This is a genomic window from Capnocytophaga sp. oral taxon 324 str. F0483 (assembly GCF_000318315.2).
Lineage (GTDB): Bacteria > Bacteroidota > Bacteroidia > Flavobacteriales > Flavobacteriaceae > Capnocytophaga > Capnocytophaga ochracea.
Genome location: NZ_KB291482.1, coordinates 17,160 through 39,099, shown reverse-complemented (window position 1 = coordinate 39,099; position 21,940 = coordinate 17,160). Strand labels below are relative to the sequence as shown.

Below are 21,940 nucleotides of genomic sequence, written 5' to 3'. Positions count from 1 at the left end.
TTTTTTTAAATATACTTCACCTTCACCCTATCTTATCATTATTCTACCTTCGCCTTTCAAACGGATAACCACCCCAGTTGAAATCACCTTCCTCCTCCTAATACACTTTTTACTTTCGTTTCTCCCCTCATTACTCTTCGCTTAATTAACATTTTTTAACTTTTTAATATCTGCTCTTAACTTCTCATTATTAACTATTTATATACCTTTCCTATATCAATCGTCCAAGATTCGTATAAGCTTCCTATAAGCTTTCTATAAGCTAACTATACCATAACCCTATCTTCGATATCTTCCGTGTATATCCGAAATACTCCGATAATGCACTTTTGTAAATCCCTTTCTTTTGCAAAAAATAAGGCAATGGTTTTTCATACCATTGCCTTATAGCAGTTACTCTTTGTATTTCTTTTTTACGTTTATCTATTAACTCTCACCTGTCCGTGTGGCTCGCACTTTTACATCAAACTACCGTCAAAAAGGAAAGGTAGTAAATCTTTAATAGAAGCTGTTCTGATGATATTCCCTTCTGCTCCCATAAAATAAACAGGTATTAGCTTTTTCTGCTTAGTCTCGTATTCTGAAAGTGATTGCCTACACGCTCCACACGGAGAAACAGGGTAACAAGTAGGGTCTTCGGCAGTACCCGAAATAGCAATCATCTCTATTTCTTCATCAGGACATTGGGTAGAAGCCTGATAAATAGCCACTCTTTCAGCACATAACCCCGACGGATAAGCAGCATTCTCCTGATTAGAACCTATGAAAATTTGTCCGTTTTTAAGACGAACCGCCGCTCCTACCTTAAATTTGGAGTAAGGAGCATAAGCATTTTCTCTAGCCATAATCGCTTGTTGCATTAGTTCTTGTGCTTTTTTTGGCAGGTCAGTAATTCCCTCAAAAACGCTATATTTAATATTTAATTGTTTTTCCGTTTTCATAAGTGAATATTCAATATTTGATTTATGGGGCAAATATACAGAAAATAATCAAAACTAATACACTTTTGTTATGGTTTCAGCATTTTAAAATCTTCTCTACTCTCAATAGGCGTATTTTGGTACTCTAACGTCCAGCCCACAGCTCGGGTAGCAAAAATAAGATTAGAAAGTTCAGTAAGCAATCGATTTTCGGCATTGCTCCTTAGGGTTGAAGCATTCACTTTGCGTTCCAACTCGGCTTTTACCTTCTTCTGTATCTTCTCTACATCGGTAGGAGTAAAAGGGTTCACCTGACTCTGGCTCACGTCGTAATATTTCATCGTTGGGTATATCTTTACCTCTGCCTCTGGCAGCGATTTAATGATGACTTTCTTTTGCTCTTCGTTTACCTCATAGCTGATTTTGTGCAGGTCGTAAGCTACCGTTACATCAGCATTTACTACTGTGAGGATTTTCTTATCAAACGAAAGCAAATCCATAAAGTACTTTTGAGTATCGGTATACGAGAGTACTTCTGCAAAATGTCCTTCAGTAACAACCAACTTGCTTACGTTTGCTATTTGCGTTTGTATCAGAGCCGTATCAGCCTCCAATCTCTCTTTGTCTTCTTTCTTATCAGTAAAATACTTTATTAATAGCAAGGCTACTACAGCCACAGCTACTCCTAACAAAAATTTCTTCATTGTCGTATATATCTCTTAATGTAAAAACTTCTTATTTAAATGCCAGCTATTGCTAGCTTAATCTATTACCTTTTACCTGTTGCCTATAATGTATCCCAAAAAGCACGCCAAAATTCCTAATCCTACACTTCCTACTACATAAAAAGTAGCTTTTAGTAGTTCATTTTGCTGAAATAATTGCAGTACTTCCAATGAAAAAGTAGAAAACGTGGTGAAGCCTCCCAAAACGCCTGTCATTAGTAATAAAATTAGATAGCTATCTACTTCTTTATTCTTGAAATAACCGTAGAGTATTCCTATCAAGAAACACCCCAATATATTTACCATAAAAATACTTATTGGGAAGGACAATATTTTACCCCATCTGCTCAATCCTACTGAAAGCACATAACGAAAAACTCCGCCCATAAAGCTCCCAAGCCCTACTATTAAAACTGATTTTATCATACTTACAATTATTTGGTAATACTGTTAGATTTGTTTATCGTCTGCCCAATTCACAAAAACCGTCATTAAATGAGTTTCGAGGGCTTCGCAATAGCCTACAAAGAAGAAATCTTCTCTGTACACTAGCTCTTCGGAGAGCTTTATATTTTCCACTTGTTTTATTTTTATCTTCTTTTGATAGTTTGTTGTGATGTTGTTTGTTTACTTGTAATAATAATACCAATTTCCGTTCCATTCCTTGTCGCAATCTTCCTGAGAGGCAAAAGTACAATCTTTTATACCTTCCTCAGGATATTGTTGCTCACGCAATAGTTTTTGGTGATAGTCGTTTATCTTTTGCAGTAAGCCTGTTTCCTTTGCTTTGCTCAGTTCCTCTTCTGTTTTAAAGATGTAAGACACAAAGTAATCTTGCGGGGCTATATAAGCTCCGAAATCCACAGAAGCGTATAATTCTTGAAAAGTTGCCTTTACCTCTTTTTGTGTTTGGGCAATGATATTTTTCCATATTTTGCTCATAATTTTTTTATTTATTATTCTAATAACCACTGTTCATCGGTAAAACCTTTGCGGTAAGCCTTGCCGTGTACATCAATCACAGCGTGCCATTCTTGGCAGGTTTCTAAGGGAATTTCAGCAACTAAGGGCATACACTCTTCGCGTAGGGCTTTATAGGTTTGTGCAGTAGAAAGGTTCAGTCGGTTCAAAAGTCGTATAGCGTACTGGTCGGCTATGAACACCTTTCGCTCAAAAATGTACAACAACATTGCATCGGCAGTTTCTTCGCCTACACCTTTGATAGAGAGCAGTTCCTTGCGAAGCTCCTCAGTAGGGATAGCTTCAAACTTTTGTAAGGAAGCTCCGTGCGATACATACCATTCCATCAGTGCTTTGATGTAAGTGCTTTTTTGCTTGTAGAAGCCTGCCGGACGTATATATTCCTGCAAAGTGTTCAGTTCCATAGCGTGCAAAGCCTCTACCGAGAGCTTGCCCTCTAAGTTAGCAAGCGCTTTTTCGGTATTCTGTTGGGTCGTTTGCTGAATGAGAATCATCGAAATCCAGTCGCTAATGCGATTGGGATCATTCCACCAATATTGCTTGCCGTAATGGGCTAATAATTTATTGAAAACTTTGATTTTTTGAGACATAAAATGCCTAAGGTGTTTTTATAAGTTAATGTCAATTCGATATATATAATACAGATTTACAGCTGTGTTTATATTGTAATCTGTGAAATCCAGCAACGCAGTTGCCAATTCGTGCCCATCACATTTGTCAATTATCAATTGTCAATTGAAAGACTATCCGTGCAATTCGTGTAATCTGTGTGTAGTCTGCGAGCTGGCATAGCAGAGTATGTGTCTAAAGGCAACTTGTTGCCTATTTGTTTGATTTTTTTAAGATTTGTAAGATTTCTGTAGCGTAAGCTACATTTTTTTTTTACGTCGAACTCACGTTAAGTTATTGTAATTACACAAAGATATTTCTTTTAAACCTCTATCGAAAAGAGAGGTCAAGCAAAGGTTACCTGTGATATTTTGGAGTTTGTGTTTTGTCATTCCTTTAGGTAAGAAAATATTGCCATATTCGCGTGTGGTGAGCGAAAAGACTTTTTGATTGCCCTTCCATTCATCGGTTTTAAAAATAGGTGTTAGTATCACATATTCAGATTCTGTGAAACAGCCATTAACACCGCGTTTTTTATGATCGGTATGCAAATTGTCCGATTCAATAATTTTCTCAATGACCTTCCCTTCGGCAGAGATTTGTGCGAGCGCATAATAATCCATTCCCCATTTATTAACCGATGAAGCGCTTTCACCCGGAATGAAGGCGTAGATTTTTTTATCCGATATTTTAAGACTGTCTATTTTTGGGGTGTCGGTGGTTCTGTTGTCACGATGTTTAAATGCTTTTTTATCTATGTAAGAAAAGGATTTCCATTTGGCAGTTTTGGCTGTATCATCAAATTCTAAAAGGGCAAAACATCTTGCATTGCCATAATAAACTTCATTTTCAAAGCAAACGGGAATTATTTGGCTATCGGATATATTTTGAAAATACCGCTGTTCTGCCTTCTCTGGTACAATGTTATACCTGAGCAATGATTTATTTTTTATCGGAATGAGTGCTGGCGACGAATGCATATCTGAGTAATATTGCACTTCTTTTGCCGAGATGATGATACCAAACCCTTCTTTATATCTGAAAAGCACAGGATAATCTCTGTTTGACATTGGGTTGTATTCAATGGAAATCTTTTTGACGCCTTCGGTTGAAAGGACAAGGGCGTAATATTTATGCCAATCGGTATGATCGGAAGTTAGGATTACGGCAGTGCCATTGGGTAGTAAAGTTGAAGCATAGACAAATGAGAATTCATTGTCAAATTCCCATTTTCTCAAAAGTGTTAGTTTAAAATCGCTCATATCCTTTTCTTTTTGCAGACTGTTTACTCGGCAAAGGTAGTAAATAATTTGTTAATTAGCTAATTAGCAAATTGACTAATTATTATTATCTTTGTGCCTTAAAAAAACATATTATTATGGAATTGCAAGTAGGAAAGAGCTATCGAGTAAAAAATGATATTTTCAACTTTAAAGCGGGTGAAGTTTGGTCGTTAGTAAAAGAAGGATACCAAACTTACTATGGTGAACACAATTTTGTATTTGTCAATGCCGAGAAAAATAGTCGATTTATAGTATTACGTGATGCTTCCGATGAAGATATGGGAATATACTGCCATTTGGATAGGTATTTTGAGAAAATTGAAGGGGATGATAATAATTTCATACCTTTGTCCTTAGATAAAAAAGACACTATGAAAATCTTAGTAATAGGCATAGGCGTTATAGCTTCTATTTACGGCTATGTATTTTCTAAAGCAGGACACACGGTAGCACATTATCTTAGAAAAGACAGTAAAAAGAATAACATACACACTTTAAACGTTCATATCTTGGACGGACGTGGACACAAGAAAGGACTTTCGTATACCGATAGCTATTCTATTGAGCACGCCACAGAAAAGGAGTATGATTTTATCTTCATTGCGGTACCTTCTGGAAAATTAGCAAGTGTGATAGAAGAACTCAATAGAGAGCATATTACAGGAACACTGCTTATTGCTTGTGGTATTTGGGAAGATAAGAATTATCTGGAAAAACTCTTAGGCAATCGTCCTTATGTATTGGGTTATCCCGTAGCAGGAGGCAACTTAGAAGGTGAGACCCTTAATGCTTGTTTGTTTGACCATTTTATGCTGGAGAGCAAAGCAAAAACTACTATCGATAATTATGACGATTTAGTAAAGCTATTTAGTGATTGCCACATAGCCTTAGAACACCCTTACGATATGCTCGAATGGATATGGTTACATCTGGCTATTAATGCGGGAGTTATTTCGGTAGCAAGTACTACAATGGAAAATTATAGCAATAATGCACAAACTACTGAGGCAGCCGAGAAGCTAATGCAGTCTGCCAAACTACTGAAGCAAGCCGTAAAATCGGTAAGTGAAACGGTGAAGATAGTAGCCTCACGAGGGGTGGTACTAAAACACTACAACAACGAGTTACTACCTTACAAATTGCCTACTTTCCTTTCAGCACCTTTGATGAAAAGAATGTTTGCCAACAATATCCTTACCCAAAAAATAATGACTCTCCACAACAACCTACCCGACTTATTATATGTATGCAAGTGCGTGTATGAAGAAGGTAAGAAAAAAGGTATAGAAGCACCTTTGTTCTATAAAAATTGCAGTAAGTTACCAATGTAATGGAAATACCTAAAATCTAGTATAACATAAAAAAATCCCCGCTTATAGTATGCTCTACAAGCGGGGAAATATTATTTCTGTTGGTTAGATAACCTGAGGGCTTCTGTCCAGAAGGCGTCCTCTTCGTCTATGTGTTCAGAGAATAACCAAACCTCTTGTATTTTGTCGTTCTCTACCCGATAGAGATCAATACCTCTCATTCGCATACTTTTGTCAAAAGCAAAGACCTCAAAAGCGACGGCAGCAGCTACCAAAGGGTCGTTTTCGGTGATATAATCAATTTGGTCAATAGCAAAAGTGCCTCCACTGAGTTGCGACATTCTTCCCAAATGAGAGAATACAGCCTCTTTACCTTTGTAGCTACCTGAAAGAGCTCCTTTCCCTGGTTGATGCCATACTAAATCATCGGCTAATAAACTGCCTACTTTCTCAAAATCTCCTTTAGCTAAGGAGACATAAAACTGATGTACAATTTCTGTTTTTGTTATTTTTATATGAATTTTTCTTTGTTATTTCACCGCAAAATTATACCTTTGTATCCAAGCACACAAGTACTTACGAGAAAGTAAGCACCTTACAAAAAAGTTAGAATTACTCAGTATCAAATAGAAAAAATATTGCGATGAACGAAAAAAATATTAACAAAGACTGTCCTGTATGGCGAACAATGCAAATAATGGGAAGCAAATGGGCAATGCTTATACTGTTTCATCTCAGTCAGCGCACACATCGTTATGGAGAACTAAAGCGTGCCATTCCACAAGTGAGTGAAAAAGTACTTAATGAAGAACTAAAAACACTCTGCTCACATCAATTAGTAGCAAAAGTAAGTTATCCAGAAGTACCCCCGCGAGTGGAGTATTCCCTTACCGATTTAGGTAAAGAAGCCTTGCCTATCATAGAAGCGATTATTCGTTTTGGAAATGACCACTTGAAGAGTAACTAATAAAAACCCTCCCCGCTCGTAGTATTTCCTATCAGTGGGGAGGGTGCTTTTTAATCCTAATTTGTGTGTTATTTCAGCAAAGAAAGAAATGCTAACAATCGCTGGGCTTGCGCTTTGGCTTTTGCTTCTATATCCTCTTTGGTATAACCTGCATTTACTGATGTCCCGTGAAAATATAGAGGCTCTACATACTTCATCTGTGCATAATAAGCCGTTTGCGCTAAGTTCTTACAAAACTCGTATACTTTGAAATGGTGTTCTCCCAAAGTGTGATATTCACTTTCGGGTGCCCCAACGGTAAAACTTGGGATAAAATATTTCCCTTTGAGCTTATCTCCTTGTGAACCATAAGCAAACTGATACGTGAAAACCTCATCAAACCAATGCTTGAGTATCGCTGGCATATTATACCAATAAAAAGGATATTGAAAGATAACCTCTTGATGCTTGAGTAAGGCTTCTTGCTCTGCTTTTACATCTATTTGAAAGGTAGGGTATAGCACTGATAAATTTCTGATTTCAAAATCTATATCGCTACGAGAAAGTTCCTCTATGATAGCCTTATTGGCTATTGATTGGTCAAAATGGGGGTGTGCTAAAATTACTAATGCCATATTGAAATTATTTTTTAATTTTGGCGCAAAATTATAGTACAACTTTCAATCTGGCAATAACTATCTAAATAGATACTTTATAATTTCAACTACTATGGAAACAAAAATAGAGTGTACTGCCCCCAGCGTTCGCTTAGGAGAAAAAACCTATCCTTGTACCATTGCCGTAGCGATGGATTTGATAGGAGGAAAATGGAAAGCCGTGATTTTGTATCATCTTAAAGAAGGTGAAAAGCGATTTAGCGAACTGAGAAAAGACCTCTATTCGGTAACCGAAACTACGCTGAGTATCCAGCTAAAACAATTGGAAAACGACGGGCTTATTTCTAAAGTTGTCTATGGCGAAAAACCTCCTTTGGTGGCTATCTATTCACTCACCGACTTAGGGAAATCTTTTTTGCCCATACTCGATGCCCTTACCCAATGGGGAAATAAAATTGTGCTTGAAAAAGGAACTTTCCTAACGGAATAAAACACAATTATTAATTTCCAAATTTTCTAATTTGCTAATTGCTCAATTATTCTCCGCTTCCTTCTTCAAAGCATTCACTCTATTAATACCCAAACAAAAATCTATATTAAGGATAGCAAGTAGCAAAACGATTCTGCTAATTCGTTAAAAGTTTGTGCAGTTGAGCGTTGAACGAGGGCTGTTCAGTTGCCAAAGTACTGAAAAATTCATCGTCGAAAGCCTCGACTTTAGCGACAGCTTGCGCGATGAGTTCGGCACCTTGAGCGGTGATAGCAACTACTTTGGCGCGGGTGTCGGTCTTGTGTTCTTCCCTTGTGATGAGGTCTTTGCTCTGCAAAGTGCGCACCACTTGCGAGGTAGTCATTGGGTCTATCTTGGTGAAATTTGCCAAAGATACCTGCGTGATTTCCTTTCCTTGTTGGGCGAACCACTGGGCACTCGCCAAGAGTACAAACTGGGGGTGTGTGAGGTCGAAAGGTTGCAACACTTTTTTGATTCCGCGTTGCCATAACATACTTACCTGCCAAAGTAAAAGCCCTGAGCTTTCTTCGGCTTTCAAATTAAAAATTGAGGGCTGAGAGGTCATTGTGTAACATTTTAGAGGCTATAAGTTTAAAATCGTTCTCGGATATTTCCAAAATACCAAAGCGAAAAGGATATCCCCACGCTTTTTTGTTGGGGATAAACTCCAATAGCTCAATAAGGTCGGCTATGGGCGTTTCTTCGCAGTCTACAAAAGTAATATTTCTCCTAAACGGACAGAAATTTTCACTCATCTGAAAGGCATAGATTTCCTCGTCTTTCACTCTGCCAATAGCCGTGAAGGCTTGGCATTTGTCTTCTTTTCCAAAATAGCGTTTGGAAGAGTAATAGAGAATACCGTCACCCTCCTGCATACGCTTCAAAGGCTGTGCCTTGCCGTGGCAGGCTTGGGCAAAGCCTCCCGCAACACCCATTTGTACGTGGTCTTTGCTCGCCACGATAATCCAATATTTGATAGGTCTCTTTTTCATTTATAAATGGAATAAAAACCGTGTGACACACTGCCACACGGTGATTTTTATCAATTGCAAAATTAGCTTAATTCTTTGATTTGCGCAACCAATCGAGCGGCGTGATCTTTGGCTCTTTGTTGTAGGGTTGTAAGTGCTTCTTCGGGCATTACCTCTGGAATGTACTTCATTCCGTAAGAGATTACAGGCTCTTGGAATAGCAGTTTGCAGTGATTGGCAGTTTGGCGGTGAATATTGAGAAAATCGGTAAACGGATAGTTCTGTGCGCCACCGTGTTGGTAAGCCTCTTCAGGTGCTCCGGTGGTGAAAGAAAGGATGAGTTTCTTGCCCATCAGCTTGTTGTCGCTATAAGCAAAGCCGTGTGAAAACACGTTGTCTAACCATTTTTTCAACAAGGCAGGAAGCGAATACCAATTCACGGGGAATTGCCATACAATTACATCTGCTTTTACAAGTTTAGCTTGTTCGGCAGTTACATCAATTTGATAGTTAGGATAAAGAGCTTGTAAGTTACTTACTTCAGCCTCAGGGAGCAAGCGTTTTACTTCTTCTAAAATAGCCTTATTGGCGTTAGACGTCTCCATTGTAGGATGCCCGTTGATAATTAAAACTTTCATATATAATTTAAATTTACTTCTTTATTCGGGCGCAAAGGTAATATGTTTTTATATAATAAGCAAACTTACTATATATTATTTTATAAATATTTTTTTAAGGTGTAGGTATACTATGATTTGTGGATATAAAAAATCCCCAAAGGTATATTTCTCTACAAGTGGGGAGGGGGGGTATGTTTTCTAAAGGTTTTATGGCTTTTCATAGGTTGGTGAAGGAGAGGCATTATAGCCACCAACAAACCATTCCTTTTTTTCGCTATCATATCTTAGAATCTCTACAGATGAATTGTCCTTGACATAGAAAAAATAAGTGAAATTTTGATATTCAGATCTAAACAAATAAGAAATTACTACATTATCAGGGGCTAATTTGAGCCTTATGAGTAGCTTTTTTATAAAAAGAGAAGTTTCTTTGTCTTCTTTTAGGGTTTCAAAGTCTTTGTTTATATCTGAAATGCGTTTTCCAAGCGTATTATCAGGAATATAGTCGTACATTTCATTGGTTTTAGGGTTAAAGTAGCCTAATATATTAGCTCTCCCACCGTATTGTTGTCCTGCTTCAATATGAAAATAGAATATACCTTTATATTCTTTGGTTTCCATACTATGTGCGAGATTTGCAAAAGCTCCCGTATGAGGGTATAATCCTATATAATAGGTTTTATGTGTCATTGTAGTTAAATCAAAACTTACGGCGGTTACTACTCCCCAACAAGAATAGAAAACAAGTAGCTTATTTTCTAAATGAAATTCTTTGATGATATTGTAAGTATGATATGCACCTTCTCCTAAATATTTACTTGTTGCCCAATTAGAGTCCTTTTTATAAGTAGAGACAAATATTTTAGTTGCTTCTCCTGATTTTTTGTCTATATAAAGTGTACGGAACTCGGCTTGCTTCTCTCCACTATCATCTCTGACTAATTGTAGAGAAAAGTCCTCGAAATCTTGTTTGTATATGGTGTCTATACTTGTTTTGGTTTGACTAAACATATTTTGAGAATAGTTAAGTATAAAGATTAAGAATAGGAATGTTCTCATAGGCTAATTTTTAGAGGATTGTTCGATTTTATCGAGTTTTATTCCTAACCAAATGGCGAATTACGAATTACGGATGATGAGTGCAAAAGTAGTGAATAATTAGCTAATTAAAAAATCCCCGCCGGTAGATTTCTCTACAAGCGGGGATTTTTTATTTTTACTCAGGTGCAGAATAGGTTACGATATCTATACCGATGCCGTTGGGGTCTATAATGGCAAAATGGCGTTCGCCCCAAGGCTCTTCGCGTAAGTCTATAGCAATAGGTACTCCTTGCTCTTTTAGTTTGTGGTAATACTCATCTACATTCTCTACTTCAATGGTGAGGTATACGCCCTGTTGGGTAAAAGGTTTTTGGAAGAGAGGCTGTTGCGAAGGGTGGTTAGGCAACAAAAAACTGATTTCTGCCTCGTGATTGGGGGTGTGCAACAGCAAATAAAAGTCGTTTTCAAAAGTAACGCCAAATTGCAATACTTGGGTGTAGAAAGCCTTGCTCTCGGCTAATTTCTCGGTGATAATACCTGCGTTTAATTTCATTCTGATAATGTATTTGTTATTCGGGGGCAAAAGTACCGCAAGCGCAGGGAATACGATTGTAAAAAACGGACAAAGTTTTATTTCTTACATTCTCCTATACTTTTTAATAAAGCATCATATTGTTCCTTATCCTTTTCTTCAATTTTTCTTAAAATATATTGAGCCATTGTTCTCATTTCTGGAACATCAACAGGTCTCATGCTTCTTTCAAATAATCCCTCTAAATGAGAATATTCATTATCAATTCTATCTGCTAATATTGTAGCCTGCTTGTCTCCTCCAAAAAAATTTAATAGTTTAGCTTTATCATTTATGTCTGCATTAGGATATTTATAGAATAAGAAAGCTTCTAAAAATTTTCGTGTATTATTAGAAAAATTATAGAATAAGTTATATTCATCAATGTCATTTTCTTCTGCAATAGAACATTTATATATTTGATGAAATAGGTAATTAAATTCTGTTACATAGTTTTTTAAATAGTTTGGCATTATGATTAAATTACTTTCATCTCTTTCTCTAGTAAGTAAAAAATAAGAAATAATATTTTCCTGATTTTCTCTTTTAGTAAAATGATTTGAGAATTTTTTCAGATATTTGAGAAAATCTAAATTATGTGTTGATATGAATAATTGTTCAAATTTTTTTGTTTGAATAATTTCTGAACTTATCAAACTATAAACAAAAAATATGTGATTCCCATCTAAACTTGAAATAGGATCATCTATCCAAATAATAGGATTCATATCTTTAGTATCAATATCCTCAAGTTTAGCCATAAAATAGCAAAAAGATATTAAACTACATTCTCCTTCACTTAAATGATATGCTTTTTTCCCATTTCTAACAACTTCAAAATAAATACTTTTTTCTCCATCCTTATCTTTTAAAGCTTGTAAGGTTAAAAAACTATGACCAAAAAAGTTATTAAGATATTCATTTACTTTTTTGGCTCCAGCTTCTTCATCTTTTCTTTCTCTTTCTTTATTGGAAATAAGATTTAATACTTCTGTGATTTTATCATTAACTTTTTTTTCTTCATCTAAAGAAATTTCCCACTTAATTTTCAGATCATCTATTTCTGCTTTTTCTTTTGAATATTCAATATTTCTTACAAAATTTGTTACTTCTTTTAATCTTAATACCTTTTTTGCATTTTCTTGATCTTGCAATAATTTTTCGGAATAACGATTTGATTCTTCAGCAAGAAGATTATACTTCGAGATACATTCTTTTAATTCTTTTGAAAAATCTTGTATATCGGGAAAAGACTGAGTATTTAATAAATCTTGTTTTCTTGACTCTAATACTTCTTTTAGACTATTAAGCTCTTTAACTATCTTTTTAATGCAATTGTCTTTCTCCTCAATTAGTCGTTCTAATTCATTTTGAAAATTGGTATAGAAAAGATTTTTATTTTTATCTATTGGTAGTACATCTGAAATTTTAGTCACATATGAGTCTACTTCTTGCAACATTGAATCAATTTCTTTTTCTAATTTTTCAGACTCTTCATCAAAATGTTTATCTAATTCTTTCCAACGTTCTTCTGATATTTTATTACCGCAAAAAGAACATTCTTTTAAACCATTTTCTTTATGAATTTTCCGGCCTTCTTTTACCCAGCGATTTAAAACAGCTATTTTAACTAGCTCTTCTATCTTATTAGAAGGTGTAATAGGCCTAGTAACTGCCTCCTTTACTTTATTATTTAAAGTTTGTAAATCAATTTCAGGGACAATAATAGGAGAGGTATCTATTTTAATTATTTCTTTAAGAAGAGCTAACTTATTAGCCTCTTCTTCTTGTGTTAAGATAACTTCTTTTTTTAAGACAGTTTCTATTTCATTTTTTAATTTTGTAGAATTATAATTTTGATCTCCAAATATATCTGAGTGATATTTAATACCTATTTCCTTATTTATTGCTTTATCTTGTATTTTATCTTCCAGACTTGTATTCCTACTATCATATCTTTTTTTAGCTAATTCTCTATTATGTTCTTTTTTTTCGAGTTCTAAATAGAGCCCGCTTTTATTTCCTTCTTCATTTCTACCTAACTTTTCTTTTAATTTTTCTATCTCTTCTTCGATACTATTATTTTCTCCTAATATGGCAAAAGGAGTTATGTTCTCTTCGGGATTATAGATAAATCTCAAATTTTCCTTTACAAAATCTTCGTTGAAGACACGAATAATTTGTTTTTGTTCTTCTATATTCTTTAGAGTTATTTTATAGTTAGAATCAAACTCAACTTCAAAGTCAGGACTTTCATATTTTTCTGATAGTTTCTTAGTTTCTAAAGAGCGAACAATTCTTGAAAGAGTTGTTTTTCCAGAATAGTTCCTCCCATAAATAATATTTACTTTAGTAAATTTAGAAATATTATTTCCTTTATCTCGAATAACTTTATCCCATTCAAAGTTTTTAAAAACTGCTAAGTTATTTATTTTTGTGATTTTTGTAATCATTTTCACTTCCATTAAGAATATGCAAAATTAATTAAAATTTATTTACTTCAAATCTTTTTAACAAATTACTCTATAAACACCTTACTTGGGGTATCGCCATAGAATGTTTTAAACGATTTGATAAAGTGGGCTTGGTCGTAATAAGTGTCTAAAAAAGAATGGTTGTGGTAGGCTTTTGTACTTAGTATATGCTGAAAGCGCACAATATTGCTAAAAGTCTTAGGACTATCGCCTATGTAGTAGTCGAAAAGGCGGCGCAACTGTCGGGTGCTGATGCCGGTATCCAACTCACTGATGTGTATGCTGCCTTTGCTTTGTAATATCTGCAAAAGTGCTGAGAAAAAGCGCTTGTCCATCTGCAAAGGGCGTTGTGATAGGTGACGGAGAAAATAGTTGTCCAAACGTTGTGCTATGGTAGCTAACGAAAGGGGAGCCTCCAACTGCTGAGTGATAAAAGTAGCCAAAGCAGGAACTACCTCGCACAAGGGAATTTCTTGTGCGCTGATTTCAAAAGCATCCTGACCAAAAAGTAGCGGAAAGGCACTGGGCAGAAAGCGCACCCCTACATAGTGAAAAGCACCCATTATGGGAAACTCAATATACGTATTGCAATAGCCCATAACGGAACTCATCTGCGGGGCGTTGCAGTCAAAAAATAAGTCTATACAACCATCGGCAACTACTCGGTAGCAAAAAGGTGTGCTACGCGGAGGAGATTTCAGTTCCCAATAGCAATAGATAAATGAGCGCAAAGCCTCACACGGAAGAAACTCGGTATAGGTAACCTCTTTTTCTTCCGCAGGAATAACCGATTGCATAGGGTGATAATAGGGACGAAGTGATAACACGTTGTTTGCTATTGATTAAGTGCAAAGATAGAAATAATTAGCCAATTTGTCAGATTTGCTAAATAAAGGTTGCGATCTCACTTGAAAAGTTCTAAAGCGATATGCGCACAAGCCTCGGCATCGGCTAAGGCGTGGTGATGTTGCTTTAAATCAAACCCAAAATAAGCGGATACAGTGTCTAACTTGTGATTTACAAGCTGAGGGAGGAGTTTACGCGCTTTTTGATAAGTACAAAAGAAAGGATTAGTGTGTTGTGGGAGCTCGTAATAAGCTAATACAGCCCGCAAACAACCTTCATCAAACACACTATTATGAGCTACAAGGGGTAATTTTTTTATTTTTGGCAATATTTCTGCCCATACTTCGGGGAAGAGCGGTGCTTTTTCGGTGTCGTGCTGCGAAAGACCGTGTATTTGGGTATTGAAATAACTATAAAAGTTTGGTGCAGGTTTAATCAGTTGGTAATAAGTATCGACAATCTCGTTATTTTCTACAAAAACAAGTCCGATACTGCATACGCTACTGCGGTATTGGTTGGCGGTTTCAAAGTCTAAGGCTGCGAAAGTGTTCATTTTATTCAGGTAACAAGTAAAGTCAGTGTTATATCGAACTCACGTTATTTAAGTTGTTTTTTCATCCATTGACTTACCTCGGTGGCGGGGATATCTTCTTGGTTAGAGAAAACGTGGTCGGCTTTTGGAGTGATTGTTAATTCGGCGTTTTTGTAGAAATACAAAAGATATTCACTATACGAGTAAGGTACGGCTCTATCACCTGTTCCGTGAATGATTTTTACCTTTCCTTTGTAACGTTTAGCGGCTTCAAAAGGCTTTATGCGTTGCCCTGAAAGAATATAGTCCTTGCCTACGGTAATTTTGCCTGAGAAGAGGCTCACCTTATCGGGGACATTTAGGGGGTCGAAGGTAGTGCCAAAAAAAGACCCTTGTAACATATTATCGTGAATGATAACTGCTGGAGCTAGCATTGCCACTGCCTTGATTTTACTCTTGCCGAGTTCTGAACTGAGCAATATTGAGATCAGCCCTCCTTGTGAATGACCATAGATGCCTATTTTACTCACAAAAGGTAGTTGTTCAACATACTGAACAATACGGCGCGCATCTTCTAATTCGTTATCGAGGCTCATTTTCTCGAAGTCGCCATCGCTTTTCCCGTGTCCGTTGAAGTCGAAGCGCACAGAAGCAATGCCTTCTTTGGCAAGGGTTTCGGCTATAGTGATGTTTATTTTCTCGTTGATATTTCCAGTAAAACCGTGAAACATAATCACCACGGGGATTTTCTTTTGGTTAAAATTGTCGGGAGTAGTAAGCACCCCTCGGAGTTTGCCTACCGCACCTTGTGTTTCTATAGGTTCAGTTTTGGCATTAGCCCAAAAAAACGTCGTTAAAAACAATAAAGTCAATACTTTTTTCATCTTATCTGATATTTAGTGTTTATTATTTTACGGGGACTATATAGTTATCCATTTGAAATGACTCTGTGATAAATAATGAGAGTTCAACGTAAGTAATTATTTAAAAAACAGCAAAGTATTTTAATCTTCCACAAAACCAGCGAGTTGGCGCTGCTGGGTAATGTGGAAGATAAAATTTCACGAAATTGACAATTTTACGTTTACTAATTTTGAAGACTACTTTTTCAATCGTTTGAAAACAAAGCGGGTGATAAAAAGCCCTGTAGAATCGTCTTTACCTGAATTACTTTCTACACCACTGGTAACAAAGGCGAGCTCCCATCCTTCTTCACTCATTGCATTGAGTTTGGAAGTGATAAGGGCATCGTTGGCAGCGATATTCTGAAAGCGAATCCCCCCGATGTTAAAGAAGTTCAGCAATTTGGTTTCGTCAAAACCTTTGACACGAATCTCATCACGGTCACTTTTGTTGCGTTCATCACCGTCTTCGGAGCGGGTGGTGGTAAAATCTTTGTAATTGCGCTCATCGTTAGTCGAAATCAAGCGCGAACGCCCCATTCCAGAAGGTATAACCGATTCTACAGCGGTTACTACTTTAAATTCGTAGGTTTGTGCTGTAGCTACAAAGCCCACAAGGGCTAAACAGAATAAAAAAATCTTTTTCATTGGATTTGTATTTGATGATTTAGGGGCAAAGATACAAAAATAATTAGCAAATTAGTTAATGCGCACTACTACTTTGCCATAACCTGCACTGCTTTCAACATATTGATGAGCAGCAACTATTTCTTCTAAGGCAAATACTTTCTCGGGAGCAACAGGTACATCGTGTTCGTCAATATAAGCAAATAATTGGGTAATCTTTTCGGCATTTACACTGCCTGAATAGAAGGTGGTAAGATAGGCATTGTGCAGGAGGTCGCGAGTAGGGTCAAAGTCCTCTAAATACCACTTACCGCCTAAAAGTCCTGTAGCACAGATGATGCCATATTCTTTTATATGGGCAAATGAATCCTTAATACTCGCAGGTCCCACCAACTCTAATATTTTATCAAAACACTCATCGGTAGCCAAAACGTTATCATTATCGGCGATAATAGCATCGTAACCCAACCCCAAGAGTACAGCTGCTTTCTCAGTATTATTACCTCTGATAGAACCTACTACCCTCAGCGTAGGGTATTGAGCTTTTACCAATCGTAAAAAAGCAATGCCTACCCCACTGGCAGCAGCACGCACCAGTACGGTGTCGGTGGGTTTGATTTGTAGATTCTGCATAGAGCCAAAAGCAGTGTAATAGGTTTCGGGTACTGCCGCAAGGTCGTCCCAACTTAGTGAGGTGTTTATAGGATATACCTGTGTATTGGGCAAGAGGGTATACTCGGCATAACTACCGTCAAAAGCCCTACCCATTTCACCCATTAGCGAAACAACAGTCTGCCCTTTTTGCAAAGTAGGACTGGTAGTAGCTTCCACTACCCCTACACACTCAATACCTAAAATACGCGGAAAAATAACCGAAGGTGAGTGTCCTTGCCGCGTGAATATCTCCGAACGGTTGATGCCGAAGCCTTTTACTTTTACTAACGTCCACCCCTCTTTGAGTGCTGGGATAGGACGTTCTTCTAACTGTAATTGTTGGGCATCGCCTGCTTTGTAAATAACGATAGCTTTCATTTTTATAGATTATTAATTAACGTGAGTTCGACGTAAGTAATTACTTAACAATCAGTAAAATATTTTTAATCTCCCACGAATTTCACGAATTTTCACGAATTTGGGAGTGTATAAAAGTCTTTATTTTTTATTATCTCACGAATTTTCACCTGACGGTGAATTATTTTGTGAATATATTATGATATAAAGCTGTAAATCAATATTCTGTTATATCGAACTGACGTTAATTAACTAATTGTCTTACAAATTCATTAGCAGGGTGTTGTTTAATCATTTCGGGGGTGTCGTATTGCTGAATAACACCCTTGTCCAACACCAATACTTTGGTACCCAGTGTTAAGGCTTCGGCTATGTCGTGAGTAACGAATACTATAGTAGCCCCTGAGAGCTGATGCAGCACTTTGAGCTCTCGCTGTAGCTGCTGACGGGTAATGATGTCTAACTCCCCAAAAGGCTCGTCCATTAAGATGATTGAAGGGCTTGCCGCTAAGGCTCTTGCAATACCTACCCGCTGCTGCTGTCCGCCCGAAAGCTGATGTGGGAATCGGTTGGCGAGTTCAGGGTCGAGGTTTACCTGTTGTAGTTTTTCGGTTACAATGTGTGTGATGTCGGTTTTAGAGTAGTTTTTCAGACGGAGTACATAAGCAATATTCTCAGCAACAGTGAGGTGCGGAAAGAGGATATTCCCTTGAATTACATAACCTATGTTGCGGCGTAAGGCAATGAGGTCTTCCTCCAAAATATTCTTGTCGTCAATGTATATTTCGCCCTTGTCGGGCAATACCAATCCGTTAATCATTTTTAGTACGGTGGTTTTGCCAGAGCCTGAAGTGCCTATGATAGTGAGGAAAGTGCCGCTTTCAATGGTGAGATTGAAGTCAGCAATAATTTCCTTACCATTATAATTTTTGTGTATATGAGAAAAAGTAATCATCGTTGTGGGTCTAAAAGTCCTTTTTGTAGCAGAAAGTTCTTAGCAACTTCTTCAGGTCGTTTTCTTTCAGTTTCTACTAAGAAGTTGAGGTGTGCCATCGTAGTATTGTCTATTAGCTGGTTCAGCTTTGCCAAAGTAGTGCGCAGGGTGGGGTAGGTGGTCAGTAGCTCGGTGCGTACCACTGTGCCTGCCTTGTAGGAAGGGTACATATTACGGTCGTCTTGCAGTACCACCACCTCACTTACCGATAGTTGTCCGTCGGTAGTGAAAACCACCATAACGTCAATCTTCTTATCGCGCATCGCTTGGTATTTCAGTCCGATGTCCATATCGAGTACCTTTCTAAAGTGCATTCCATATACCTCTTGTAGTGCTTTGTAACCGTCTTCTCGCTCAAAGAAGTCGTATTCAGCCCCAAAGATAAGTCGCTCGCTCACCTTAGCCAAATCAGTAAAGGTTTTGAGCTGGTATTTTTGAGCCATTTCCTTGCTCACTGCCAAACCGTAAGTATTGTTGAAACCATATAGGTTAGCCCATTCCAATCCGTATTGCTTTTTATAGGCAGTTTCTAAGTCGGCAAACTTGTTCTCGTTGTAAGGGTCTTTGCGTTTGAGTACTGCTTCCCACGCGGTTCCGGTATACTCGGGGTACATATCAAAGTCTCCGCGCAACATTGCTGGGTGAATGTTGGAGGTGCCACCTCCTACACCATTGGTCAGTCGTACCGAAAGCCCCGTGTCTTGCTCAATAAGCAAGGTGAGCATTTGCCCTAATATGTAGCTTTCGGTCATCGGCTTGGTAGCGATATGAATATTTTTCGTCTTTTTTGGCGAAAGCACAAAGAACAAGGTGATGAGCAGTGCCAAAATTCCTATTCCTACCAGCTTTAGCGGATTGCGTTTATAGGCAACTTCACGGTGCATCAATCGTTGCTCTACTTTTGCCAAAAGAAAATCAAAACCTAAAGCCAAGAGCGCAATCAGCACACTGCCTATGAGGGTCATCGCACTGTTATTGGTAGTGATACCTCTGTAGATAGCCACACCCAAGCCCCCGGCACCTACAAACGAGGCAATCCCTGCCAGTGCAATGGTCATCGTTACCATATTGCGAATGCCCGACATCAGTACAGGGAGGGCTAAAGGAAGTTTGATTTTCCAAAGCAGTTGCCTGCGGGTGCTACCCATTGCCTCTGCAGCCTCTACAATCAGCGGATTGATTTGGGTAATACCCGTATAAGTACTGCGGATAATAGGCAGTAAAGCATAGAGTATTAGAGCAATAAGAGCCGTGAGGTTCCCTACCCCCGTAATAGTGATAAAGAAACCCAATAAAGCGATAGAGGGGATAGTATAGAGCACATTCACAGCCCCCAAGAGCCAAACGGCATACTTGCGGTACTCGCTGATAAAAATCCCCAATAGCACCCCTATAAACGTTGCGATAACAATTGCCAAGAGCGAGATAAGTAAATGCTCAGCAGTCAGGTGCAGGAAGAACGGCGCTTCCTCACGAAGAAGAGTGATAAAATTTACCAATGTGTTGATGTGTTAATTTGCCAATGTGATAATAGTGCAAAGATAAAAATAATTAGCCAATTAGCCAATGTGTTATCGACACATTGGCTAATTAAATGGTTGAAAAAGATTCTGTTTTCTTTACTAATTAACAAAACGACTATTTAACCAATTGCCTTGCTTCTTCTAAAGTAACGGTTTTGCCTACAGCACCAGCTTCGTGTAGGTCACCGAATACTTCTATACGAATAGACTGATTGAGACCGCCTACACGTACGGGTTCAAAACCTGTGTCTTTGATAAGTTGCTCTACCACTGGGTTGATACTTACCTCATCGGTAGCATAGAAGAGCACCTTGCGTGGAGTGGTAAAGGCTTCAGCACTGAGCGATCCTGCCAATAGGGTACCTAAGGCTTTTACCAAGTGTGCTCCTTGTGGCAAGTGTGAAGCATTGATTTCACCTGCTGAGGCTTCAGCAGCAATTACTTTCTTAAAGCCTCCGTTTTCATCGGGAGCAATAGGGTTAGATACATCTACAATTACTTTTCCTTTGAGTGCCTCAGCGTGTTCTTTCAAGAAGTCAGCAACAAGAGGAAAATAAATAGCGGGGATTACGATGTCGGCTTCTTTTACCGCAGTAGCGATGTCGGCTACTTGTGCGTTTTGCCAAGCTTTAGCTACTTCTTTTACTTTGGCAGTATCTCTACCTGCTACTATAAATTTGCGACCTGATTTGTTAAGGTTTTTGGCTACTGCCTTACCAATGTTTCCTAAGCCTATAACGGCAATTTTTTGTTCTGTTTTCATTTTAATAATACGTTTAAAATTCTGGTGCAAAGGTACGGCGATACGGCAGGCGAAAGCAATAAAGTATTTTAAGAAATACCCTTAAATTATTTTAATCTTAACAATTCGGCTTTTACATTGCTAAGCGATACGGGAGTGATTCCTAGAAAAGCAGCAATTTGTGTCTGTGGTAGTCGTTGTAGTAGGTGAGGATAGGCTTGGGTGAAGTAACGATATTTTTCTTGTGCCGAAGCACTGATACTCAATAGGAAGCGTTGTTGAAGTTGGGCATAGGCTTCTTCTATCAACACGCGGAAGATGCGGTTAAACTTAGGCGAATAGCCGTAGAGTTGAAATAAATCCTCTCGTTTTATCTGTAGTACAGTAGTATTTTCGAGGGCATCAATACTGAACTCTGAAGGTGTTTCTTTATAGAGGCTCATTAGGTTGGATATCCACTCATTTTCAGGAGCGAAATGTACAATATGCTGGGTGCCTTTCTCGTTGATGGTGTACATCCGCAGGCAGCCGCTCACTACAAAATTGAGCACGTGGCACACATCGCCTTCCTGCAGTATGTATTGCTTCTTGCGGTACAAACGTGGCTGAAAAGCCTCAGTTACATAGGCTTTCTCTTTGGCGTTAAGCAGAATAATCTTCTCAAAATGATTGATAATTGGGGTGATATAGGGTTCCATAGTATTCATTTGTTCAGGTAAAGGAAAATATAGCAGAGTTTTTACAGGTCAATTTTTAGAGGATTGCTTGATTTTATCGAGTTTTATCCCTAACCAAATGGCTACTCCTAAGGTTTGTATACCACAGGAATATAAGAATGCTTCTCGTATTTCATATAAATGATGTCTATCAATCCATTTACCATCTTCTAAAAAACTGAAAACTATGGCGCCTATATTTACAGAAATAAAGGTGAGTACAAAAAATAGAAGAACACCTATTATTGCGTTTTTAGAAGTGAGTTTTATGTACTTTTCTATGATTTTAGCTATTAAGAAAGAGGGAATTACTCCTGCAAGTAAGGGGATAAAGATAATCCCTATAATTGAATCGGCGGCATCTGTTCCTCCATAGATTATTCCTAATATATATACTGAAATAACAACAATTATAGTCTCTATTATAATTGCTTTGCAAAGTAATGAAGAGGTATGAGGCATAATTTT

28 protein-coding genes are annotated in these 21,940 nt (G+C 37.7%); 3 read left to right on the top strand and 25 right to left on the bottom strand.

Annotated features, from left to right (window positions below; all coding sequences use genetic code 11):
* Positions 1-458: 458 nt before the first annotated feature.
* From cdd to HMPREF9072_RS00715, 7 genes are all read right to left on the bottom strand, one after another.
* A complete protein-coding gene (gene cdd, locus HMPREF9072_RS00740) occupies positions 459-956 on the bottom strand; it encodes a cytidine deaminase (RefSeq protein ID WP_369814595.1) in 498 nt (165 codons plus the stop codon).
* 53 nt (positions 957-1,009) lie between these two features.
* Positions 1,010-1,624, bottom strand: a complete 615-nt coding sequence (locus HMPREF9072_RS00735; RefSeq protein WP_002671253.1) for a DUF4230 domain-containing protein — start codon at positions 1,622-1,624, stop codon at positions 1,010-1,012.
* 72 nt (positions 1,625-1,696) lie between these two features.
* Positions 1,697-2,071: a fluoride efflux transporter CrcB gene (gene crcB / locus HMPREF9072_RS00730; protein WP_002671254.1), complete on the bottom strand. Its 375-nt coding sequence runs from the start codon at positions 2,069-2,071 to the stop codon at positions 1,697-1,699.
* 24 nt (positions 2,072-2,095) lie between these two features.
* Complete coding sequence (locus HMPREF9072_RS12605; protein WP_009410033.1) at positions 2,096-2,224, bottom strand: hypothetical protein; 129 nt, start codon at positions 2,222-2,224, stop codon at positions 2,096-2,098.
* A gap of 48 nt (positions 2,225-2,272) precedes the next feature.
* Positions 2,273-2,587, bottom strand: a complete 315-nt coding sequence (locus HMPREF9072_RS00725; RefSeq protein WP_009410032.1) for a hypothetical protein — start codon at positions 2,585-2,587, stop codon at positions 2,273-2,275.
* Positions 2,588-2,601: 14 nt separating this feature from the next.
* Positions 2,602-3,216 carry an endonuclease III domain-containing protein gene (locus HMPREF9072_RS00720; protein WP_009410031.1) on the bottom strand — a complete coding sequence of 205 codons (615 nt, stop codon included), beginning with the start codon at positions 3,214-3,216 and terminating at the stop codon, positions 2,602-2,604.
* 303 nt (positions 3,217-3,519) lie between these two features.
* The gene (locus HMPREF9072_RS00715) at positions 3,520-4,497 is read right to left on the bottom strand and encodes a hypothetical protein (protein WP_009410030.1); all 978 of its coding nucleotides are present in this window, start codon (positions 4,495-4,497) and stop codon (positions 3,520-3,522) included.
* Positions 4,498-4,613: 116 nt separating this feature from the next.
* On the opposite strand from HMPREF9072_RS00715, the gene HMPREF9072_RS00710 reads away from it, so the two are divergent.
* The gene (locus HMPREF9072_RS00710) at positions 4,614-5,849 is read left to right on the top strand and encodes a ketopantoate reductase family protein (RefSeq protein ID WP_009410029.1); all 1,236 of its coding nucleotides are present in this window, start codon (positions 4,614-4,616) and stop codon (positions 5,847-5,849) included.
* A gap of 71 nt (positions 5,850-5,920) precedes the next feature.
* On the opposite strand, the gene HMPREF9072_RS00705 is transcribed toward HMPREF9072_RS00710, so the two are convergent.
* Positions 5,921-6,322, bottom strand: a complete 402-nt coding sequence (locus HMPREF9072_RS00705) for a nuclear transport factor 2 family protein (RefSeq protein ID WP_232300828.1) — start codon at positions 6,320-6,322, stop codon at positions 5,921-5,923.
* Between the two features lie 149 nt (positions 6,323-6,471).
* Between HMPREF9072_RS00705 and HMPREF9072_RS00700 the strand changes: the two genes are divergently transcribed.
* Positions 6,472-6,795: a helix-turn-helix domain-containing protein gene (locus HMPREF9072_RS00700; RefSeq protein WP_009410027.1), complete on the top strand. Its 324-nt coding sequence runs from the start codon at positions 6,472-6,474 to the stop codon at positions 6,793-6,795.
* A gap of 68 nt (positions 6,796-6,863) precedes the next feature.
* On the opposite strand, the gene HMPREF9072_RS00695 is transcribed toward HMPREF9072_RS00700, so the two are convergent.
* Positions 6,864-7,409 (bottom strand): NAD(P)H-dependent oxidoreductase, encoded by a 546-nt coding sequence (locus HMPREF9072_RS00695; protein ID WP_009410026.1) that lies wholly within the window; start codon positions 7,407-7,409, stop codon positions 6,864-6,866.
* Positions 7,410-7,503: 94 nt separating this feature from the next.
* Between HMPREF9072_RS00695 and HMPREF9072_RS00690 the strand changes: the two genes are divergently transcribed.
* Positions 7,504-7,881, top strand: coding sequence for a helix-turn-helix domain-containing protein (locus HMPREF9072_RS00690; RefSeq protein ID WP_009410025.1), 378 nt, complete (start codon positions 7,504-7,506; stop codon positions 7,879-7,881).
* A 136-nt stretch (positions 7,882-8,017) separates the two neighbouring features.
* On the opposite strand, the gene HMPREF9072_RS00685 is transcribed toward HMPREF9072_RS00690, so the two are convergent.
* From HMPREF9072_RS00685 to HMPREF9072_RS00610, 16 genes are all read right to left on the bottom strand, one after another.
* Positions 8,018-8,467, bottom strand: coding sequence for a MarR family winged helix-turn-helix transcriptional regulator (locus HMPREF9072_RS00685; protein ID WP_009410024.1), 450 nt, complete (start codon positions 8,465-8,467; stop codon positions 8,018-8,020).
* Positions 8,442-8,894: an EVE domain-containing protein gene (locus tag HMPREF9072_RS00680; protein WP_009410023.1), complete on the bottom strand. Its 453-nt coding sequence runs from the start codon at positions 8,892-8,894 to the stop codon at positions 8,442-8,444. The genes HMPREF9072_RS00685 and HMPREF9072_RS00680 overlap by 26 nt, the downstream gene beginning before the upstream one ends.
* Positions 8,895-8,956: 62 nt before the next feature.
* Entirely contained in the window at positions 8,957-9,511 is a 555-nt protein-coding gene (locus tag HMPREF9072_RS00675; RefSeq protein ID WP_009410022.1) for an NAD(P)H-dependent oxidoreductase, read from the bottom strand.
* Positions 9,512-9,700: 189 nt separating this feature from the next.
* Entirely contained in the window at positions 9,701-10,504 is an 804-nt protein-coding gene (locus tag HMPREF9072_RS00670) for a hypothetical protein (protein ID WP_009410021.1), read from the bottom strand.
* Between the two features lie 205 nt (positions 10,505-10,709).
* A complete protein-coding gene (locus tag HMPREF9072_RS00665) occupies positions 10,710-11,087 on the bottom strand; it encodes a VOC family protein (RefSeq protein ID WP_009410020.1) in 378 nt (125 codons plus the stop codon).
* Positions 11,088-11,164: 77 nt separating this feature from the next.
* Positions 11,165-13,558, bottom strand: a complete 2,394-nt coding sequence (locus tag HMPREF9072_RS00660; RefSeq protein WP_034565957.1) for an AAA family ATPase — start codon at positions 13,556-13,558, stop codon at positions 11,165-11,167.
* Positions 13,559-13,623: 65 nt separating this feature from the next.
* Entirely contained in the window at positions 13,624-14,376 is a 753-nt protein-coding gene (locus HMPREF9072_RS00655) for a helix-turn-helix domain-containing protein (RefSeq protein ID WP_009410018.1), read from the bottom strand.
* 107 nt (positions 14,377-14,483) lie between these two features.
* Positions 14,484-14,978: a 3'-5' exonuclease gene (locus tag HMPREF9072_RS00650; RefSeq protein ID WP_009410017.1), complete on the bottom strand. Its 495-nt coding sequence runs from the start codon at positions 14,976-14,978 to the stop codon at positions 14,484-14,486.
* A gap of 44 nt (positions 14,979-15,022) precedes the next feature.
* Complete coding sequence (locus HMPREF9072_RS00645; RefSeq protein WP_009410016.1) at positions 15,023-15,841, bottom strand: alpha/beta hydrolase; 819 nt, start codon at positions 15,839-15,841, stop codon at positions 15,023-15,025.
* Positions 15,842-16,057: 216 nt separating this feature from the next.
* The gene (locus HMPREF9072_RS00640) at positions 16,058-16,507 is read right to left on the bottom strand and encodes a hypothetical protein (RefSeq protein WP_009410015.1); all 450 of its coding nucleotides are present in this window, start codon (positions 16,505-16,507) and stop codon (positions 16,058-16,060) included.
* A 51-nt stretch (positions 16,508-16,558) separates the two neighbouring features.
* Positions 16,559-17,518, bottom strand: a complete 960-nt coding sequence (locus HMPREF9072_RS00635; protein WP_009410014.1) for a quinone oxidoreductase — start codon at positions 17,516-17,518, stop codon at positions 16,559-16,561.
* A 223-nt stretch (positions 17,519-17,741) separates the two neighbouring features.
* Positions 17,742-18,452, bottom strand: a complete 711-nt coding sequence (locus HMPREF9072_RS00630) for an ABC transporter ATP-binding protein (RefSeq protein ID WP_009410013.1) — start codon at positions 18,450-18,452, stop codon at positions 17,742-17,744.
* On the bottom strand, positions 18,449-19,990 hold the full coding sequence (locus HMPREF9072_RS00625; protein ID WP_009410012.1) for a glycine betaine ABC transporter substrate-binding protein: 1,542 nt from the start codon (positions 19,988-19,990) through the stop codon (positions 18,449-18,451). Before HMPREF9072_RS00625 ends, HMPREF9072_RS00630 begins: the two co-directional genes overlap by 4 nt.
* 139 nt (positions 19,991-20,129) lie before the next feature.
* Positions 20,130-20,777, bottom strand: coding sequence for an NADPH-dependent F420 reductase (locus HMPREF9072_RS00620; protein ID WP_009410011.1), 648 nt, complete (start codon positions 20,775-20,777; stop codon positions 20,130-20,132).
* An 86-nt stretch (positions 20,778-20,863) separates the two neighbouring features.
* Positions 20,864-21,454, bottom strand: a complete 591-nt coding sequence (locus tag HMPREF9072_RS00615) for a Crp/Fnr family transcriptional regulator (RefSeq protein WP_034565946.1) — start codon at positions 21,452-21,454, stop codon at positions 20,864-20,866.
* 48 nt (positions 21,455-21,502) lie between these two features.
* On the bottom strand, positions 21,503-21,934 hold the full coding sequence (locus tag HMPREF9072_RS00610) for a hypothetical protein (RefSeq protein WP_009410009.1): 432 nt from the start codon (positions 21,932-21,934) through the stop codon (positions 21,503-21,505).
* Positions 21,935-21,940 lie beyond the last annotated feature (6 nt).

Coding starts and splice junctions, on each gene's coding strand:
- HMPREF9072_RS00735 (WP_002671253.1), bottom strand. CDS start 1,624: ATGAAGAAATTTTTGTTAGGAGTAGCTGTGGCTGTAGTAGCCTTGCTA.
- crcB (WP_002671254.1), bottom strand. CDS start 2,071: ATGATAAAATCAGTTTTAATAGTAGGGCTTGGGAGCTTTATGGGCGGA.
- HMPREF9072_RS00725 (WP_009410032.1), bottom strand. CDS start 2,587: ATGAGCAAAATATGGAAAAATATCATTGCCCAAACACAAAAAGAGGTA.
- HMPREF9072_RS00720 (WP_009410031.1), bottom strand. CDS start 3,216: ATGTCTCAAAAAATCAAAGTTTTCAATAAATTATTAGCCCATTACGGC.
- HMPREF9072_RS00715 (WP_009410030.1), bottom strand. CDS start 4,497: ATGAGCGATTTTAAACTAACACTTTTGAGAAAATGGGAATTTGACAAT.
- HMPREF9072_RS00710 (WP_009410029.1), top strand. CDS start 4,614: ATGGAATTGCAAGTAGGAAAGAGCTATCGAGTAAAAAATGATATTTTC.
- HMPREF9072_RS00700 (WP_009410027.1), top strand. CDS start 6,472: ATGAACGAAAAAAATATTAACAAAGACTGTCCTGTATGGCGAACAATG.
- HMPREF9072_RS00695 (WP_009410026.1), bottom strand. CDS start 7,409: ATGGCATTAGTAATTTTAGCACACCCCCATTTTGACCAATCAATAGCC.
- HMPREF9072_RS00690 (WP_009410025.1), top strand. CDS start 7,504: ATGGAAACAAAAATAGAGTGTACTGCCCCCAGCGTTCGCTTAGGAGAA.
- HMPREF9072_RS00685 (WP_009410024.1), bottom strand. CDS start 8,467: ATGACCTCTCAGCCCTCAATTTTTAATTTGAAAGCCGAAGAAAGCTCA.
- HMPREF9072_RS00680 (WP_009410023.1), bottom strand. CDS start 8,894: ATGAAAAAGAGACCTATCAAATATTGGATTATCGTGGCGAGCAAAGAC.
- HMPREF9072_RS00675 (WP_009410022.1), bottom strand. CDS start 9,511: ATGAAAGTTTTAATTATCAACGGGCATCCTACAATGGAGACGTCTAAC.
- HMPREF9072_RS00670 (WP_009410021.1), bottom strand. CDS start 10,504: ATGTTTAGTCAAACCAAAACAAGTATAGACACCATATACAAACAAGAT.
- HMPREF9072_RS00665 (WP_009410020.1), bottom strand. CDS start 11,087: ATGAAATTAAACGCAGGTATTATCACCGAGAAATTAGCCGAGAGCAAG.
- HMPREF9072_RS00660 (WP_034565957.1), bottom strand. CDS start 13,558: ATGATTACAAAAATCACAAAAATAAATAACTTAGCAGTTTTTAAAAAC.
- HMPREF9072_RS00655 (WP_009410018.1), bottom strand. CDS start 14,376: ATGCAATCGGTTATTCCTGCGGAAGAAAAAGAGGTTACCTATACCGAG.
- HMPREF9072_RS00650 (WP_009410017.1), bottom strand. CDS start 14,978: ATGAACACTTTCGCAGCCTTAGACTTTGAAACCGCCAACCAATACCGC.
- HMPREF9072_RS00645 (WP_009410016.1), bottom strand. CDS start 15,841: ATGAAAAAAGTATTGACTTTATTGTTTTTAACGACGTTTTTTTGGGCT.
- HMPREF9072_RS00640 (WP_009410015.1), bottom strand. CDS start 16,507: ATGAAAAAGATTTTTTTATTCTGTTTAGCCCTTGTGGGCTTTGTAGCT.
- HMPREF9072_RS00635 (WP_009410014.1), bottom strand. CDS start 17,518: ATGAAAGCTATCGTTATTTACAAAGCAGGCGATGCCCAACAATTACAG.
- HMPREF9072_RS00630 (WP_009410013.1), bottom strand. CDS start 18,452: ATGATTACTTTTTCTCATATACACAAAAATTATAATGGTAAGGAAATT.
- HMPREF9072_RS00620 (WP_009410011.1), bottom strand. CDS start 20,777: ATGAAAACAGAACAAAAAATTGCCGTTATAGGCTTAGGAAACATTGGT.
- HMPREF9072_RS00615 (WP_034565946.1), bottom strand. CDS start 21,454: ATGGAACCCTATATCACCCCAATTATCAATCATTTTGAGAAGATTATT.
- HMPREF9072_RS00610 (WP_009410009.1), bottom strand. CDS start 21,934: ATGCCTCATACCTCTTCATTACTTTGCAAAGCAATTATAATAGAGACT.